15 protein-coding genes are annotated in these 13,784 nt (G+C 68.9%); 4 read left to right on the top strand and 11 right to left on the bottom strand.

The features are described from left to right. Positions 1–10 precede the first annotated feature (10 nt). Positions 11–1,678: a fatty acyl-AMP ligase gene (locus ACFVJ5_RS28625; protein ID WP_379224768.1), complete on the bottom strand. Its 1,668-nt coding sequence runs from the start codon at positions 1,676–1,678 to the stop codon at positions 11–13. A gap of 171 nt (positions 1,679–1,849) precedes the next feature. After that, a complete protein-coding gene (locus ACFVJ5_RS28620) occupies positions 1,850–2,743 on the bottom strand; it encodes an NADP-dependent oxidoreductase (RefSeq protein WP_379224766.1) in 894 nt (297 codons plus the stop codon). An 86-nt stretch (positions 2,744–2,829) separates the two neighbouring features. On the opposite strand from ACFVJ5_RS28620, the gene ACFVJ5_RS28615 reads away from it, so the two are divergent. Next, positions 2,830–3,417, top strand: coding sequence for a TetR/AcrR family transcriptional regulator (locus ACFVJ5_RS28615; RefSeq protein WP_379224764.1), 588 nt, complete (start codon positions 2,830–2,832; stop codon positions 3,415–3,417). 60 nt (positions 3,418–3,477) lie between these two features. Here the strand turns inward: ACFVJ5_RS28615 and ACFVJ5_RS28610 are convergent, their stop codons facing one another. The 4 genes from ACFVJ5_RS28610 to ACFVJ5_RS28595 form a co-directional block, all read right to left on the bottom strand. Next, positions 3,478–4,860 (bottom strand): styrene monooxygenase/indole monooxygenase family protein, encoded by a 1,383-nt coding sequence (locus ACFVJ5_RS28610; RefSeq protein WP_379224762.1) that lies wholly within the window; start codon positions 4,858–4,860, stop codon positions 3,478–3,480. Positions 4,861–5,013: 153 nt separating this feature from the next. After that, a complete protein-coding gene (locus ACFVJ5_RS28605) occupies positions 5,014–6,450 on the bottom strand; it encodes an LLM class flavin-dependent oxidoreductase (RefSeq protein ID WP_379224760.1) in 1,437 nt (478 codons plus the stop codon). Further along, positions 6,447–7,712: an acyl-CoA dehydrogenase family protein gene (locus ACFVJ5_RS28600; protein WP_379224758.1), complete on the bottom strand. Its 1,266-nt coding sequence runs from the start codon at positions 7,710–7,712 to the stop codon at positions 6,447–6,449. Before ACFVJ5_RS28600 ends, ACFVJ5_RS28605 begins: the two co-directional genes overlap by 4 nt. A gap of 66 nt (positions 7,713–7,778) precedes the next feature. Further along, positions 7,779–7,919, bottom strand: coding sequence for a hypothetical protein (locus tag ACFVJ5_RS28595; RefSeq protein WP_379224756.1), 141 nt, complete (start codon positions 7,917–7,919; stop codon positions 7,779–7,781). Positions 7,920–8,001: 82 nt separating this feature from the next. Here ACFVJ5_RS28595 and ACFVJ5_RS28590 point away from each other — a divergent pair, with 82 nt between their 5' ends. Next, on the top strand, positions 8,002–8,445 hold the full coding sequence (locus ACFVJ5_RS28590) for a MarR family winged helix-turn-helix transcriptional regulator (protein ID WP_379224754.1): 444 nt from the start codon (positions 8,002–8,004) through the stop codon (positions 8,443–8,445). A gap of 3 nt (positions 8,446–8,448) precedes the next feature. Here the strand turns inward: ACFVJ5_RS28590 and ACFVJ5_RS28585 are convergent, their stop codons facing one another. Both ACFVJ5_RS28585 and ACFVJ5_RS28580 read right to left on the bottom strand, forming a co-directional pair. Continuing rightward, a complete protein-coding gene (locus ACFVJ5_RS28585) occupies positions 8,449–9,111 on the bottom strand; it encodes a response regulator (protein WP_379224752.1) in 663 nt (220 codons plus the stop codon). Further along, positions 9,108–10,205, bottom strand: a complete 1,098-nt coding sequence (locus tag ACFVJ5_RS28580) for a sensor histidine kinase (RefSeq protein ID WP_379224750.1) — start codon at positions 10,203–10,205, stop codon at positions 9,108–9,110. The genes ACFVJ5_RS28585 and ACFVJ5_RS28580 overlap by 4 nt, the downstream gene beginning before the upstream one ends. 219 nt (positions 10,206–10,424) lie before the next feature. On the opposite strand from ACFVJ5_RS28580, the gene ACFVJ5_RS28575 reads away from it, so the two are divergent. Next, positions 10,425–10,808, top strand: coding sequence for a DUF6223 family protein (locus ACFVJ5_RS28575; protein WP_379224748.1), 384 nt, complete (start codon positions 10,425–10,427; stop codon positions 10,806–10,808). An 18-nt stretch (positions 10,809–10,826) separates the two neighbouring features. Here the strand turns inward: ACFVJ5_RS28575 and ACFVJ5_RS28570 are convergent, their stop codons facing one another. The 3 genes from ACFVJ5_RS28570 to ACFVJ5_RS28560 are packed head-to-tail and all read right to left on the bottom strand — an operon-like array spanning position 10,827 to position 12,810. Continuing rightward, entirely contained in the window at positions 10,827–11,453 is a 627-nt protein-coding gene (locus ACFVJ5_RS28570) for an MBL fold metallo-hydrolase (RefSeq protein WP_379225101.1), read from the bottom strand. Then, positions 11,447–12,532, bottom strand: coding sequence for an S-(hydroxymethyl)mycothiol dehydrogenase (locus ACFVJ5_RS28565; protein ID WP_379224746.1), 1,086 nt, complete (start codon positions 12,530–12,532; stop codon positions 11,447–11,449). The genes ACFVJ5_RS28570 and ACFVJ5_RS28565 overlap by 7 nt, the downstream gene beginning before the upstream one ends. A 59-nt stretch (positions 12,533–12,591) precedes the next feature. After that, the gene (locus ACFVJ5_RS28560) at positions 12,592–12,810 is read right to left on the bottom strand and encodes a three-helix bundle dimerization domain-containing protein (RefSeq protein ID WP_379224744.1); all 219 of its coding nucleotides are present in this window, start codon (positions 12,808–12,810) and stop codon (positions 12,592–12,594) included. Between the two features lie 198 nt (positions 12,811–13,008). Here ACFVJ5_RS28560 and ACFVJ5_RS28555 point away from each other — a divergent pair, with 198 nt between their 5' ends. Next, positions 13,009–13,773, top strand: a complete 765-nt coding sequence (locus ACFVJ5_RS28555) for an ankyrin repeat domain-containing protein (protein WP_379224742.1) — start codon at positions 13,009–13,011, stop codon at positions 13,771–13,773. Positions 13,774–13,784: the final 11 nt, after the last annotated feature.

Below are 13,784 nucleotides of genomic sequence, written 5' to 3'. Positions count from 1 at the left end.
TTTCGGCTCCTCAGTGGGTCGCGGTCGAGGATCGGCTCAGGGCCGGTTCGAGGTCTTCGTGCAGGACGGTCGAGATGCTGTTGTCGAGGAAGGCCTCGCGCATGGAGGCCCGTTGGACTTTGCCGCTGGTGGTGCGGTGCACGGAGCGGCTCTCGATGAGGACGACGCTCGGTGCGGGGACATCGAAACCGCGGGCGACCGCGATCTTGATCGTCGAGGTCAGCTCGGCGAGGGTGGTACCGCGCAGCAGCGCTGTCTTGATGCCCTGCACGACGACGAGCCGTTCCCGGGCGCCTGCTTCGACGGAGACGGCCACGCCGGTGGTGAGCGCGGGATGCAACGCCTCCACCAGTTCCTCGACATCCTGCGGGTAGAGGTTTCGGCCGTTGATGATCAGCAGGTCCTTGAGCCGCCCGGTGACGAACAGTTCGCCCTCGCGCAGCATTCCGAGGTCGCCGGTGCGCAGGAACGGCCCTTCGTCGCCGAGATGCGCGTCGAAGGTGTGCCGGGTCTCCTCGGGCCGATTCCAATAGCCGGCTGCCACGCTGTCGCCGCGAACCCAGATCTCGCCGACGGTGTCGTCGGTGACCTGCTGTCCGGTGTGCGGGTCGACGATGCGGACGGTGAGACCGCGCGCCGGTTGTCCGCAACCGACCAGCATGCTGTCGGGCCCTTCGGTGACGACGGGCTGTGCATCGACCGGCCCGGAGGTGACGAGCAGCGTCGCCTCGGCCAGGCCGTAGGCGGGCAGCAGTGCGGTCGGTCGCCACCCCGCGGGTGCGAACCGTTCGCGCATCGCGGTGATGGTGCGTTCACGGACCGGCTCGGCGCCGCACAACGCCACCTCGAGGGAGGACAGGTCGAGGGTGGCCAATTGCTCGTCGGTGACGCGCTTGGCGATCAGTTCATAGGCGAAGTTCGGGGCTGCGGTGCAGGTGGCGCGATACTTGTCGATCGCCTGCAGCCAGCGCACGGGACGCTTGAGGAAGGTGGTGGGCGACATGAACACCAGGTTCGCGCCGACGTAGATCGAGGCGAGCAGCGAGCCGATCAGGCCCATGTCGTGAAATTGCGGGATCCAGGTGACGCCGGTCGAGGTGTCGTCGCTCCCGATCGCGGCGGAGATCGCGGCTTCGTTGTGCAGGAGGTTGCCGTGGGTGACGACGACACCCTTCGGGGTGCCGGTCGAGCCGGACGTGTACTGCAGGAACGCGATGGTCCCGGTGTCGATGTCGGGCAGGCGCCACGCGTCGGGGTCACCGAGGGGTTCGTCGGTGGCCACCACGGCCGCGGTGGTGGCCGCGGCGACCATCGGCTGGAAGTTGGCGGTGGTGAGAACCAGGCGGGCGCCGGAGTCGGCGATGATGCCCGCTACGCGTCGGGTGCTGCGCTCGTCGTGCGGCAGGGGCGCGGGCACCGCGATGACGCCCGCGTAGAGGCAGCCGAGGAAGGCTCGCAGGAACGCCATACCGTCGTGGTAGAGCAGGACGACGGGTTCGGCGGATTCCGGGCGGTCGGCCAGCCATGCGGCGAGGGCCCTGGCATCGCGATCGAGTTCCCGGTAGGTGACGACCTCCTCGACGAGCTCGCGCCCCGCCTCACGCAGGTAGATGTAGGAGCGGGTCTCGCCGTAGACGCGAACCTGCTGCCTGACGTGGTGCACGTAGCTGGGGTGCATGTGGCCTTTCCTTCACCGGGGAGAAAGTCATAGGGGTTGACTATGACTATCCGCTCTCTGTGCCGGTCCGGATAGTGCCCGCAGGTATCACCCAGCGAACCCGGGGGTGGCCGCTGTCCACCCCTGGGTGTGAGGCCACCGTGGCCTCGGCGCGATGTGCGCGTGCACACCTCAGATGACGATGACCCGGAGTCCGCGTGAGTGACCGGCCTGGCTGTCGGCGTGCGCCGCGGCGGCGTCGGACAGTGCGTACGACTTCTCGACCGGGATACGCAGTGTGCCCTGTGCGATGAGAGCGGTGGCCTCGGCGAGCGCGTCCGGCACGCTCCCGGCCACGCCGGAGAATCGGACCCCGAGCGCCGGCGCACCGAGATCGGCGATGGTGAGCACCCGCTGTGGATCCCCGGTCAGCTCGACGAGCTCGCGGATCACCCCCGAGCCCGCCAGATCGAGGGCCGCGTCGACGGGCCCGAACCGGCGCACCCGCTCGACCCACCCCTCGCCGTACGTCGTGGTGAGGGCGCCGAGGCTCCGGAGGTAGTCCTGGTTCGCGGCCCCGGCGGTGCCGATCACCGTGATGCCACGATCGCGCGCGATCTGCAGCACTGCCGATCCGACGCCCCCGGACGCGCCGCTGACCAGCAGCGTCTGTCCGGCCCGCACACCGACCTCGCCGATGACGCGCAGCGCGGTCTCCACCACGGAGGGGTACCCGGCGGCCTCCTCGAACGTCAGGGTCTCCGGCATGCGGGCCCAGGCCGTCAGCACGGCGAACTCGGCATAGGTGCTCGAGCCTTCGCCGAACACCGGGTCGCCGACCTGGACTCCGTCGACGCCCGCGCCGACCTCGTCCACCACCCCGGCCGCGTCCAGTCCGACGCCGGCGGGCAGTTCGATCGGATGGGCCCCGAGGACTTGTCCTTCGCGCAGCCTCCAGTCGACCGGGTTGACGCCCGCCGCGCGTACCGCGATGCGTATCCGGCCGGGGCCCGCGTGGGGCTCCTCGGCATCTATGAGTTGCAGGACGTCCGGACCGCCGAACTCGGCGAAGCTCACCTTCTTCATGCTCCGAACATAACACTAACGGTTAGTGTTTTGAAACTGGTATGAATTCATAACTGGTACAGATTCATAACTGGTAGCCTCCTGGCATGACCGTGCCGACCGGACGTCGTGAGCGCAAAAAGGCCGCGACCCGCCAGAAGATCGCCGATACCGCCCTGCGGCTGTTCCTGGAACGCGGATACGACGAGGTGGGCATCCGCGAAGTCGCCGCTGAGGCCGACGTGGCCGTCACGACACTGTTCGCCCACTTCGCCGCCAAAGAGGCCCTGGTGTTCGAGCGGGACGAAGACTTCGAACAGGGGCTCGTGCGGGCGGTCACCGACCGGGCGGCCCACGAACCGCTCATCCCCGCGCTGCGGCGCGAAATCCATTCCATGGTGCGACATTGCTCGGCGGACAGCGCCGCCCCGATCTGGCACATGATCGACGAATCGTCCGCGTTGCGCAGGTACGGGGAGTCGATGCGGGTGCGCCATGCGCAGGCGCTGGCAGCGGCCATCGCCGCCGACCCCGCACTGGCGCGGACCACGACGGAGAGCGCGGCGATCGCGAGGTTCGTGATCGACGCCTATTCGCTGGGCCGGGAGGCCGCCGATCCGGAAGCCGCGGTAGACGAGATCTTCCGGATGATCGAGGCGGCCTGGGAGATCACCGGCCCCGGGGCTTCGGCATAGCCGACAGGAGGAGACCCCAGCGGGCGGCCGCAGGTGCCTGCGGCCGCCCGGATCCAACTCTTACCCGACGGCGGCCGGGGCGAACGTCGAGCGTTCGAAGCGGCCCGCGGGGGCGAACTTCGCCAGCAATTCGGCCGCGTCCGTGCCGGTGACCTCGGTGATGTAGGCGGCGGCATCGGCGGGGGAGTCGATCGGCAGGAACGGCTGCGGACGGTGCAGCAGACCGACCAACGCCGAAGCGAACTTCGGGTTCACGGCGGCGGTGGCGAAGAACTGACCGCCGATGTCGCCGAATTCGGGGTCGCTGAGGAACAGGCGGGTCACCTTGGCGGCGGCGTCGCTGCGGGCGGCGAGGAACGCGGCGTACTGGTCGGTGATCCACTGGGCGTCGAACGGTCCGTCGTGTACGGCGGCGGCCGCGACCAGGCGCTGCGCTTGGATCAGTCCGCTCTGCGCGCCTTGACCCGCGACCGGGTCGTAGGCGACCGCGGTGTCACCGAGGGCGGCGACCGGATGGCCGCCCGCGGTGTGTCCCACCCCGGCCCGCACGACCGGCCGGACCGCGCCCTTGAGCCAGGAGTGCGGGTCCTCGGCAATCACCTGGGTGGCCTGCACTTCCGGCAGGTCCCAGTCGATGTAGTCGCGGTAGAGATCCTTTACGATCTGCAACGCCGATTCGGCGGAATCGGCTGCGGCGAAACGCGTTTCCCAGTCGCTGCCGGGTCGGGCCCAGCCCAGGAACGCCCAGCTCGGGCCCGCGTCCTTGTGCAGGTACGGACCCCACCACGCCTCGCCCTGTTCGGCGAGAATGGAGAACAGGCTGTGCGCGCCGCCCGCCGGGCTGCGGTGCGCGAAGACGCCGGGGTCGAAGTCCAGGCCGGTCACGGTGACCGTGAGCAGCGAGCGCTGCGGCTTGTCGTAGACAGTGCGTTCCTCGTCGATCGGGAACAGGTCGGCCAGCCCGCCGCGGCCGGTGGCGACCAGGGTGAGGTCGTTGGCGGCGGCGATGGCGTCGAGGGATTCGGGAGTCACCGGCTCGACGACGAAATCGCCGCCGCGTTCGAGGAAGGCCGTGAGGCGCTCATCGGCCTTGAGCCTGGTGTCGACGGCGACGCCGACATAACCGTCGAAGGTGCCGTCGAAGGCGATCAGTTCGGCGTTCTCCGGTCCGGCGATGCGCACGCTGAGCCCGGTGTGGCGGGGCGCGCGCCCGGTGTAGCTGTCGAGCCCGAGCGCCGCCTCGGCCTGTTGGGTCTCGCCGAATTCGAGGGCGGTGCCGGTGGCGGGGACGTCGTCACGGAGTGAGCGTTGATCTCGGTCGCTGTAGAGGGTCACGGTGAAACCGGCGTCGAGTAGACCTAGCGCCGCAGTGACGCCGGTTTGGCCGGCGCCGATTACCGCGGCCGAACGAGGGGAACGGGAAACGGGTGTCTGCGATGTCATACCGGAATGGTGCGCTCACCTTCGCCCGATGATGAGTGTTGCGATCAGCGGGAATCGATCCGAATACCTTGCACCCCAACGGATCCAGCCATGAGCGCACGCCGATCGCGCCAGGACGAGTGTGTCCTGGCGCTGATCGGCGACAACACCACGCTATGGACGGGCGAGTGCCTCCACCGGTTCGGGACGCGACTGCTCGGGCGGCAACACGGTGGACCGCGGACCGCCGACGCGATACCCGGCCCCGCGATGCTCCGGCGGGAGCCGATCGCCGGCACCGAACAGGGCATTGCGCAATGTGCCCGGCTCGTAGTCGGTCCGGTAGACGCCGCGCTCGGTCAAGACCGGAACCACGTGGCGCACAATGTCTTCGAATGTCCCCGGCGTGATCGCGTAGGCGAGGTTGAAGCCGTCGAGATCGGTGTCGGCGACCCACTCCTGCAACTGGTCGGCGACTGTTTCGCCGGAGCCGGTGAACACCGGGCCCATGCCGCCGATGCCCGCCCAGCGGCCGATATCGCGCACCGTCCATTCACGGCCGTCGTCGTCGAATTCCTGGAACGCCGCGACCGCCGACTGGATGGCGTTGCTCTGCACATCGCCGATCGGGTCGTCGAGGTCGTACTGCGACAGGTCGATTCCCATCCAGCCGGACATGAACACCAGTCCGCCCTCGATGCTCGCGTAGGACAGGTATTCCTCGCGTTTGGCCCGTGCGGCGGTGTCGGTCTCGTCGGTGATGATGGTGGCCAGCGCGTAGATCCTGGCCGCGTGCCGGTCACGGCCGGCGGCCTCGAGCGCGTCGCGCACACGTGAAACAGTCTGCGCCAGTATTCGTTTCGATGGACCGGCGATGAAGATCGCCTCGGCGTTCTCGGCCGCGAACCGCACACCGCGCGGGGAGGCGCCCGCCTGATAGATCACCGGCGTCCGCTGCGGCGACGGTTCGGAGACGTGGATCCCGGGCACGGTGTAATGCTTGCCGTAGTGGCCGATGTGGTGCACCTTCGACGGATCGGTGTAGATGCCGCGTTCGGCATCGCGCACCACCGCGTCGTCCTCCCACGAACCCTCCCAGAGCTTGTAGAGCACCTCGAGGTATTCGTCGGCCCGGTTGTACCGTTCGTCGTGGTCGAGTTGATCGTCGGCGCCGAAATTCCTTGCCGCGGAGGGCAGATACCCGGTCACCACGTTCCAGCCGAGCCGCCCGTTCGTGAGGTGGTCGAGGGTGGACAGGCGGCGCGCGAACGGAAACGGGTGTTCGAAGCCGGTGCCGGTCGTGATCCCGAACCCGAGGTGCTCGGTCACCGCCGCCATCGCCGACACCAGCAGCAGCGGATCGGCGACCGGTGTCTGCGCGCCCTGGCGCAGGGCGGCGATGTCGTTGCCGCCGTACACGTCGTAGGTGCCGAGGACATCGGCGATGAAGATCCCGTCGAATCGCCCGCGTTCCAACAGTTTGGCGAGTTCGGTCCAATAGCCGATATCGGTGTAGCGGTGTGACTGATCCTCGGGATGACGCCACAGCCCTGGGGATTGGTGGGCGACGCAGTTCATGTCGAAGGCGTTGAACCGGATCGGCCTGCTCATCGAGTCGCCGCCACGGTGCTCGAATCCTCGGGCTCCGGATTCGCGGAAGCTGTTGTGCCGGTGTTTCGCTCGCCCGCGCTCCAGCCGAACGGCAGGTCGGTGCCGTTGAGCAGGTAGTCGCCGACCGCGCGAGCTTTGAAGATGGCGGGATTGTGCACGGAGATGGTGCGGGCGTTGCGCCAATGGCGATCCAGGCGCAGCTGTTCGGACACGATCGAGGCCCCACCGAGCTCGAACAATTGGGTCGTGGCGCCGAGCACGATGTCGATCACCCCGAGTTGTGCTTGCGCGGCGGCCAATTCGGCGGCCACGAGATCCTTCTCGTCCTTCGCCCCGTCGTCCAATACTCGGTCGAGCACATCCGCCACCGCGAGCACCGACGCTCGTGCGGTGAACGCCGCCGCCGACAGCTTGCCGATCACCTGCTGGACGAGGGGGTCTTCGCGCGGCAGATCAGCGGCGGCGTGGGTGTAGGTGCGGGTGCGCGCGCTCACCCATTCCCTGGCATCACGTTCGGCGCGCGCGGCGATCCCCGCGAGCACCGCCAGCTGCACCAGTTGCAGGTAGGCGGTGCCGTAGGTGGGGCCCGCGACACCGTAACCGGGACCGAGGACGCGGTCCTCGGCCACTACGACATCGGTGAACTCGGTGGTGCCGCTCGCGGTGAGCCGCTGCCCGAATCCGTCCCAGTCATCGTGTTGCACAACCCCTTCGGCGTCCGCGTCGACCAGCACGCCGAGCCGCTCGCCGTCACTGTCGGCCGCGACGAGGATGTGATCGGCGAACAGCGAGCCGGTGCTGTAGTACTTCACCCCGTTGAGCAGCAGTCGGTCACCGTCGCGGGTCAACCGGGTGCGATACCGGTCGACCGCACCGACCCCCGGTTCGGTGATCGCGTTGCCGACCAGAGTCCCCGCCGCCACAGCCCGCAACCACCGCTCCCGCTCCGGCCCCGCCTCCGCCAGGCGCTGATCCTCGACGAACGACCAGTGCACCCGCAGCGCCTGCGGCAGATTCGACTCGGCCGCCGCCAGGTCGATGAGCAGCCGGAACAGCTGCCGCACACTCACGCCGTACCCACCGAACTCGACCGGCACCCGCAACGCCCCGAACCTGGCCTCCTTCAGCCAGCCCACTTCGTCGAACGGCAGCCGCCGATCGACCTCCCGTTCGACCGCGCCCGCGGCGATCCGGTCGAAGATCGGGGCGAAGATGGCGTCCAACTCGGAATCGGTGGTCGACGGCGCGGCGGTGGAAGTCATGCCTCCACGATCGCGCAGGGCGATGCCGGATTCACGGGTTGCGCGCAGCGCGATCACAACGGGTGCTCAATCGAGGGCTCCGCGCAGTTGCAGAACCGCATCGGGGCACGAGCCGAGCGCGTCGTCGTCGACCGCGCCGGGCATTGCCTGACCGCCGAGCGTCCCGACCGAGTCGCGAAGGCTACGACGGACTTTCTGCTGCGGCACCGCTGACATCGCCCCTCGGCGCCTGCGGACGAGATCTATCATTGGCGACGAAGTGTCTGCGTGGAGGAAGTGAGTGGCGAGCATGCCGGTATCCGACGACGACCCGAGCGCGATCTTCCGCCGGTACCTGAGTTCGGTGGTGCTGCATGCTCAGGCGGGTGCGAAAGCAGTCGATCTGCACGCGACCGACCTGTACGCGCTGAACATCCTCGCGCTGAGCGGCGCGATGACGCCGGGCGAGCTCGGTGCGCGCACCGGTCTCACCACCGGCCCGACCACCCGTCTCGTCGACCGTCTGGAGCAGGCGGGGTACGTGCGTCGCGGTGCCGACCCGAGCGACCGGCGCAAGGTCATCGTCGAACCGGTCGACCAGCCTGCCGAGCTCGACAAGGTGCTCGCCCCGGCACGGCGTCGGATCGGCGAGATCATCGCGAGCTATACCCCCGAACAGCGGGATGTGCTCTTCGATTACTTCGCGCGGGCGGCAGTGGCCTACCAGGAGTCCGTCATCGATCTTCGCGACTGAGGCTCACGGGGTTCGAGGGACCACCAGGCCGGATTCGTAAGCGAGAACGACCAATTGGGCTCGGTCGCGGGCGTGGAGTTTGGTCATCGCCCGGTTGATGTGGGTTTTCGCGGTGTGCGGGCTGATCACCATGTGGAGGGCGATCTCGTCGTTGGACAGACCCTGCGCGACGAGAACCACGGCCTCGCGTTCGCGGGTGGTCAGTTCGTCCAGGGCCGCGCCCGGGATCGGTGTGCGGGGCCGGCTGACGTAGCGGTGGATCAGCCGACGGGTGATCGAGGGCGCGAGCAGGGCATCGCCACGGGCGGCCACGCGGATGGCGTGCAGGAAGTCCTCCGGTTCGATGTCTTTGACGAGAAAGCCCGCGGCGCCCGCTCGCAGCGCGTCGAAGACGTATTCGTCGAGGCCGTAATTGGTCAGGATGACGACGTGAACGCCGGACAGTGCCGGGTCGGCGGCGATGCGGCGGGTGGCTTCGATGCCGTCGACCACCGGCATCTGGATATCGATGAGCGCGATGTCGGGCAGATGCGTTCGGGCCAGCTCGACGCCTTCGCGGCCGTCGGCGGCTTCGGCGACCACCTCGATGTCGTCCTCGATGTCGAGCAGCGCGCGAAAACCGCTGCGGATGAGGGGCTGGTCGTCGACCAGCAGGACACGAATCATGGTCTGTCCACCGGCAATTCGGCGTGCACGGCGAAACCTCCGTTGCTGCGTGGCGCGGCATGGAGGTGGCCGCCGAGGGCGGTGACGCGCTCGCGCATACCGAGTAATCCGACGCCCGGGACCGGGGCGGCCGAGGGGTTCGCGGTGCCGTCGTCCTCGACATCGACGACGAGACTGTCTGTGCGGTAACCGATATGGACCGTTGCGGTCGCGGCGGCGGCGTGGCGGGTGATGTTGGTGAGGGACTCCTGCACGATCCGGTAGACGGTTCGGTCGACCGCGACGGGCACGTTCTGGTGCGCGCCCTCGATCGTGAGAGTGGTGTCCAAGCCGGTGGTGCGGACGCGCTCCACCAGATCGGGAACGTGGGCGAGGCCCGGGCGCGGGGAGGTGTCGTCGTCGCGCAGCGCTTCCAAGGTGGCGCGCAGTTCGCGGGCCGCCTCGCGACCGGCATCGCGAATGGCCAACAGTGCCTGCGGGACCTCTTCGCCTCGCTTGCGTGCCACGTGGACGGCGGCTTCGGACTGCACCTTGATCACCGAGATCTGGTGGGTGAGCGAATCGTGCAGCTCGCGCGCGATGTGCAGGCGCTCCTCGTCGGCCCGCCGTCGCGCGGTCTCCTCCCTGGTGCGCTCGGCCTCGTCGGCTCGCCGCTCGGCTTGGCGCAGCGCTTCACCCGCGGCCCCCGCCGCGATGAGCCAGGCGATCTCGAGCGCGTCGCGGGCGCGGGCGAGCGCCTGGGTCGTGTCGTGCAGCGAGACCAGCGCCGCAAGAGGGAGCGCGGCGAGCACCGCCACCGAGGTCAGCACGGCGACCAGCCGATGGCCCGCGCGGACCGTGAAATACACCGCGAACAGGAAGGCGACCGCCGGCACATCGAAGCCGAGCGCCTGATAACCCAGCGCGCACACTCCGGTCACGACCAGCACCACCACCGGTGCCCGGCGTTGCGCGGCAAGCGCCAGCCCGCCCGCGACCAGCAACGCGTAGCCGAGCCAGTCGAGATCGGCGGGTGCGTGCTCGCGGCTCAGCCCGGTGACCAGCAGCACCGCGGCCACGCCGACGGCGATCACCCAGTCGACGGTTCTGCCCATGCGCAAACCCTAGTCCGCTCGGATCCCGGGCGAATCCCGCTCACGGATGACTTACCGACTACTGCCGCTGCGGTATCCGCGCAGCTCCTGCCACCTCGGCGGTAGTCGATACCGCAGCCGCGTCACCTCGAATTGTCCACCGCCGCGCGATGACCGAACGCCCTGGCGTCGCCGACGATAGAGCCGTCCCCCACAGAACCACGAACGAGGAGCACTCCTGTGTCCATCCGCCCACTCACCGCAGCCGCTGTCGCCACGGCGCTCACCCTCATCTGCGCCGCACCCGCCGCCGCGGCAACCACCACACTCGCCGACTCCTACGGGATGACGACAGACCGCCTCGTCGCGACGTCGGCCGCGTTCCTCGGTCTGGCTGCCGTGCTCGTGGGTGGTTGGGCAGTGTCGCGCGCCGGAAATCCCGCCCGATCGTTCATCGCGATCGGGGCAGGTGCGGTCGCGGCGATCGTGGGAGTGATCGGATTCGCGACCGCGGACGGCGGCCCCGGCACCGGAAACGGCATCGTCGGCGCGGCGATCGCGATCTTCCTCGGCCTGGTGGCCGTCGCGCTCGGTATCCGCGCTTACCTTCGTGCCCACCGCTGATCGGCGGCGGGCACGCGGTCAGTGTCCGCGGGCGATCCAGTCCGCGAGCGCGGGCCGCTCCGTGCCGATGGTGGTGGTGTCGCCGTGGCCGGTGTGGACCGTGGTCTCCTCGGGAAGGGTGAGCAATCGGTCTCGGATCGAGTCGATGATCGTGTCGAAGTCGGAGAACGAGCGGCCGGTGGCGCCCGGGCCACCCGCGAACAGGGTGTCGCCGGTGAACAGGGCCGCGAGGTCGGGCAGGTGCAGCGAGACCGAGCCGGGGGAGTGGCCGGGGGTGTGCAGGATGTCGATATCGGTGCCCGCCACCGTGATCCGGGTGGTGTCCGCCAGTGAGTGGTAGTCGGCGGTCGGGTGGGTCATGCGCCAGAGGGGCTCGTCGCCGGGGTGCAGCAGGACGGGGGCATCCAGGCGCTTCGCGAGTTCCGGGGCGACGGTCACGTGGTCGTTGTGGCCGTGTGTGCACAGGATCGCGGTGACGTGACGGTCGCCGACCGCGCCGGCGATGGCATCGGCGTCATGGGCGGCGTCGATGACGAGCACTTCGTTGTCGTCACCGATGAGCCACACGTTGTTGTCGACATCCCAGGTGCCACCGTCGAGCGCGAAAGTGCCCGAGGTGACGACTCTTTCGATGCGGGTCACCAGACCACCACCGAACGCAGCACCCGGCCCTGCGCCATCGCGGCGAACGCCTGCTCGACCTCGTCGATGCCGATCCGCTCGGTGACGAACCGGTCCAGCGGCAATCGGCCCTGCCGGTGGAGATCGATGAGCATCGGGAAGTCGCGCTCGGGCAGGCAGTCGCCGTACCAGGAGGATTTCAGCGCGCCGCCGTGGGAGAAGAAGTCGATCAGCGGCATCTCCAACTTCATGTCGGGTGTCGGGACGCCGACGAGAACGACCGTGCCCGCCAGGTCGCGCCCGTAGAACGCCTGCTGCCAGGTCTCCGGGCGGCCGACCGCGTCGATCACCACATCGGCACCGAAACCGTCGGTGAGTTCCTTGATCCGTTCGACCACGTCCTCGCTGGTCGCGTCGATGGTGTGGGTGGCGCCGAAGTCCTTGGCCCAGTCCAGCTTTCGCTGGTCACGGTCGATCGCGATGATCGTGCCCGCACCCGCGAGGAGCGCGCCGGCGATGGCGGCGTCACCTACGCCGCCGCAGCCGATCACCGCGACGCTGTCGCCGCGCGAGACGTTTCCGGTGTTCACGGCGGCGCCGATTCCGGCCATCACGCCACAGCCGAGCAGGCCGGCGACGGCCGGGTCGGTCTCGGAATCGACCTTGGTGCACTGCTTTTCGTGCACGAGGGTCTTGTCGGCGAACGCGCCGACGCCGAGGGCGGGGGTGAGCGGGGTGCCGTCGGTGAGCGTCATCGGGACGCTGGCGTTGTGGGTGTCGAAGCAGTACCAGGGACGTCCACGCCGACACGCTCGGCATTCGCCGCAGACCGCGCGCCAGTTGAGGACGACGAAATCGCCCTCGGCCACATGGGTTACGGCCGCGCCGACCGACTCGACCACACCGGCGGCTTCGTGACCCAGCAGGAACGGGAACTCGTCGTTGATCCCGCCGTCGCGATAGTGCAGGTCGGTGTGGCACACCCCGCAGGCCTGGACGCGGACGACGACGTCGTGCGGTCCCGGGTCGGGAATCACGATGTCGACGGTTTCGACCGGCGCATCCTTCGCGCGGGCGATGACTCCGCGGACGGTGTCTGGCATGCGGACCTCCTCATGGTTGGCGTGGGTCTACGTCAACGCTAGCGGGACCGCTCGCCCGGTCAATGCGGGATGGGTGGGATCTCACCTGTCGGACTGCCGAGTTCTTCTCGCACATGGTGTTCGACGAGCAACGGCACATAGTTGCGGATGTGCACCTTCCCGAACGCGTCGTAGACGTTGTGCACGATGTCGGCGAGCTCAGCGGGTGCGATGGTCGGGTACCGGATGATCAACCGCTCGATGACCTCGTCGAGTTGTCGGTTCTCGTGAATAGTCATATTCCGGGGGTACCCGGCGACACCGTCGATCAACGGGTCGGCGCCTACTTTCGTCGAAAGCACAGATCCCCCAGTTCAGCGCATCGCGGCCCGACGGCGGCGCATAGACGGTGTCGATGGTGGCGATCGGCGCTGCGTCCTGGACGTGAGGCGAAGGGCTGGGCACGGTGGAGCGTGACCAGACCAGAGGAGACAACTGTGAATCCGGCTCGCCCGACAGTTCGTGGTCCCCGCGCGGCCGTGCTCACGCTCGCGGTTCTCGCAGTGGGCATCGGTGCCTGCTCCGCCGACCCGGGAACGCCGCGAACCGCCGCCGCCTCGGCGACGCCGGAGACGTCGGTGACGACTTCCGCCGCCGCGCCGCAGACCGAGCAGCGCGACCACGCCCTGGACGACGACCTCTACGACGCCGCGGTCGCCGATGACGCCGCCCGGGTCCGCGACCTGATCGCCCGCGGCGCCGACATGGAGACGCGGGGCGACCACGGACGCACGCCACTGGTCGCCGCCACCAAGAACACGGCGACCGCGGCCGCGGTGGCACTGATCGAGGCGGGCGCCGACGTGAACGCCGAGGACGACCTCCAGGACTCCGCCTATCTGTACGCCGGGGCGGAGGGCCTCGACGAGATCCTCGCGGCGACCCTGCGCCACGGCGCGGACCTGCGCAGTGTGAACCGCTACGGCGGTACGGCACTCATCCCGGCGAGCGAGCACGCGCATGTGAGCACCGTGCGGATGCTGATCGCCGCGGGAGTCGACGTCAACCATGTGAACAAGCCGCGGTGGACGGCATTGCAGGAGGCGGTCGTCTACGGCGACGGCTCGCAGCGCTACCAGGAAACCGTCACCGCGCTGCTCGCCGCGGGCGCGGACCCGCAGATCCGCGACGCCGAAGGCCGCACCGCGCTACAGAACGCCGAACGCCTCGACCAGGACGCGATCGTCGCTCTGTTGCGCTGAGCGGGCGCGCC

Origin of the sequence: Nocardia sp. NPDC127606 (assembly GCF_042671725.1) — a bacterium.
In the GTDB taxonomy this organism is placed as follows: domain Bacteria; phylum Actinomycetota; class Actinomycetes; order Mycobacteriales; family Mycobacteriaceae; genus Nocardia.
This window is presented reverse-complemented; position numbering and strand designations above follow the sequence as displayed.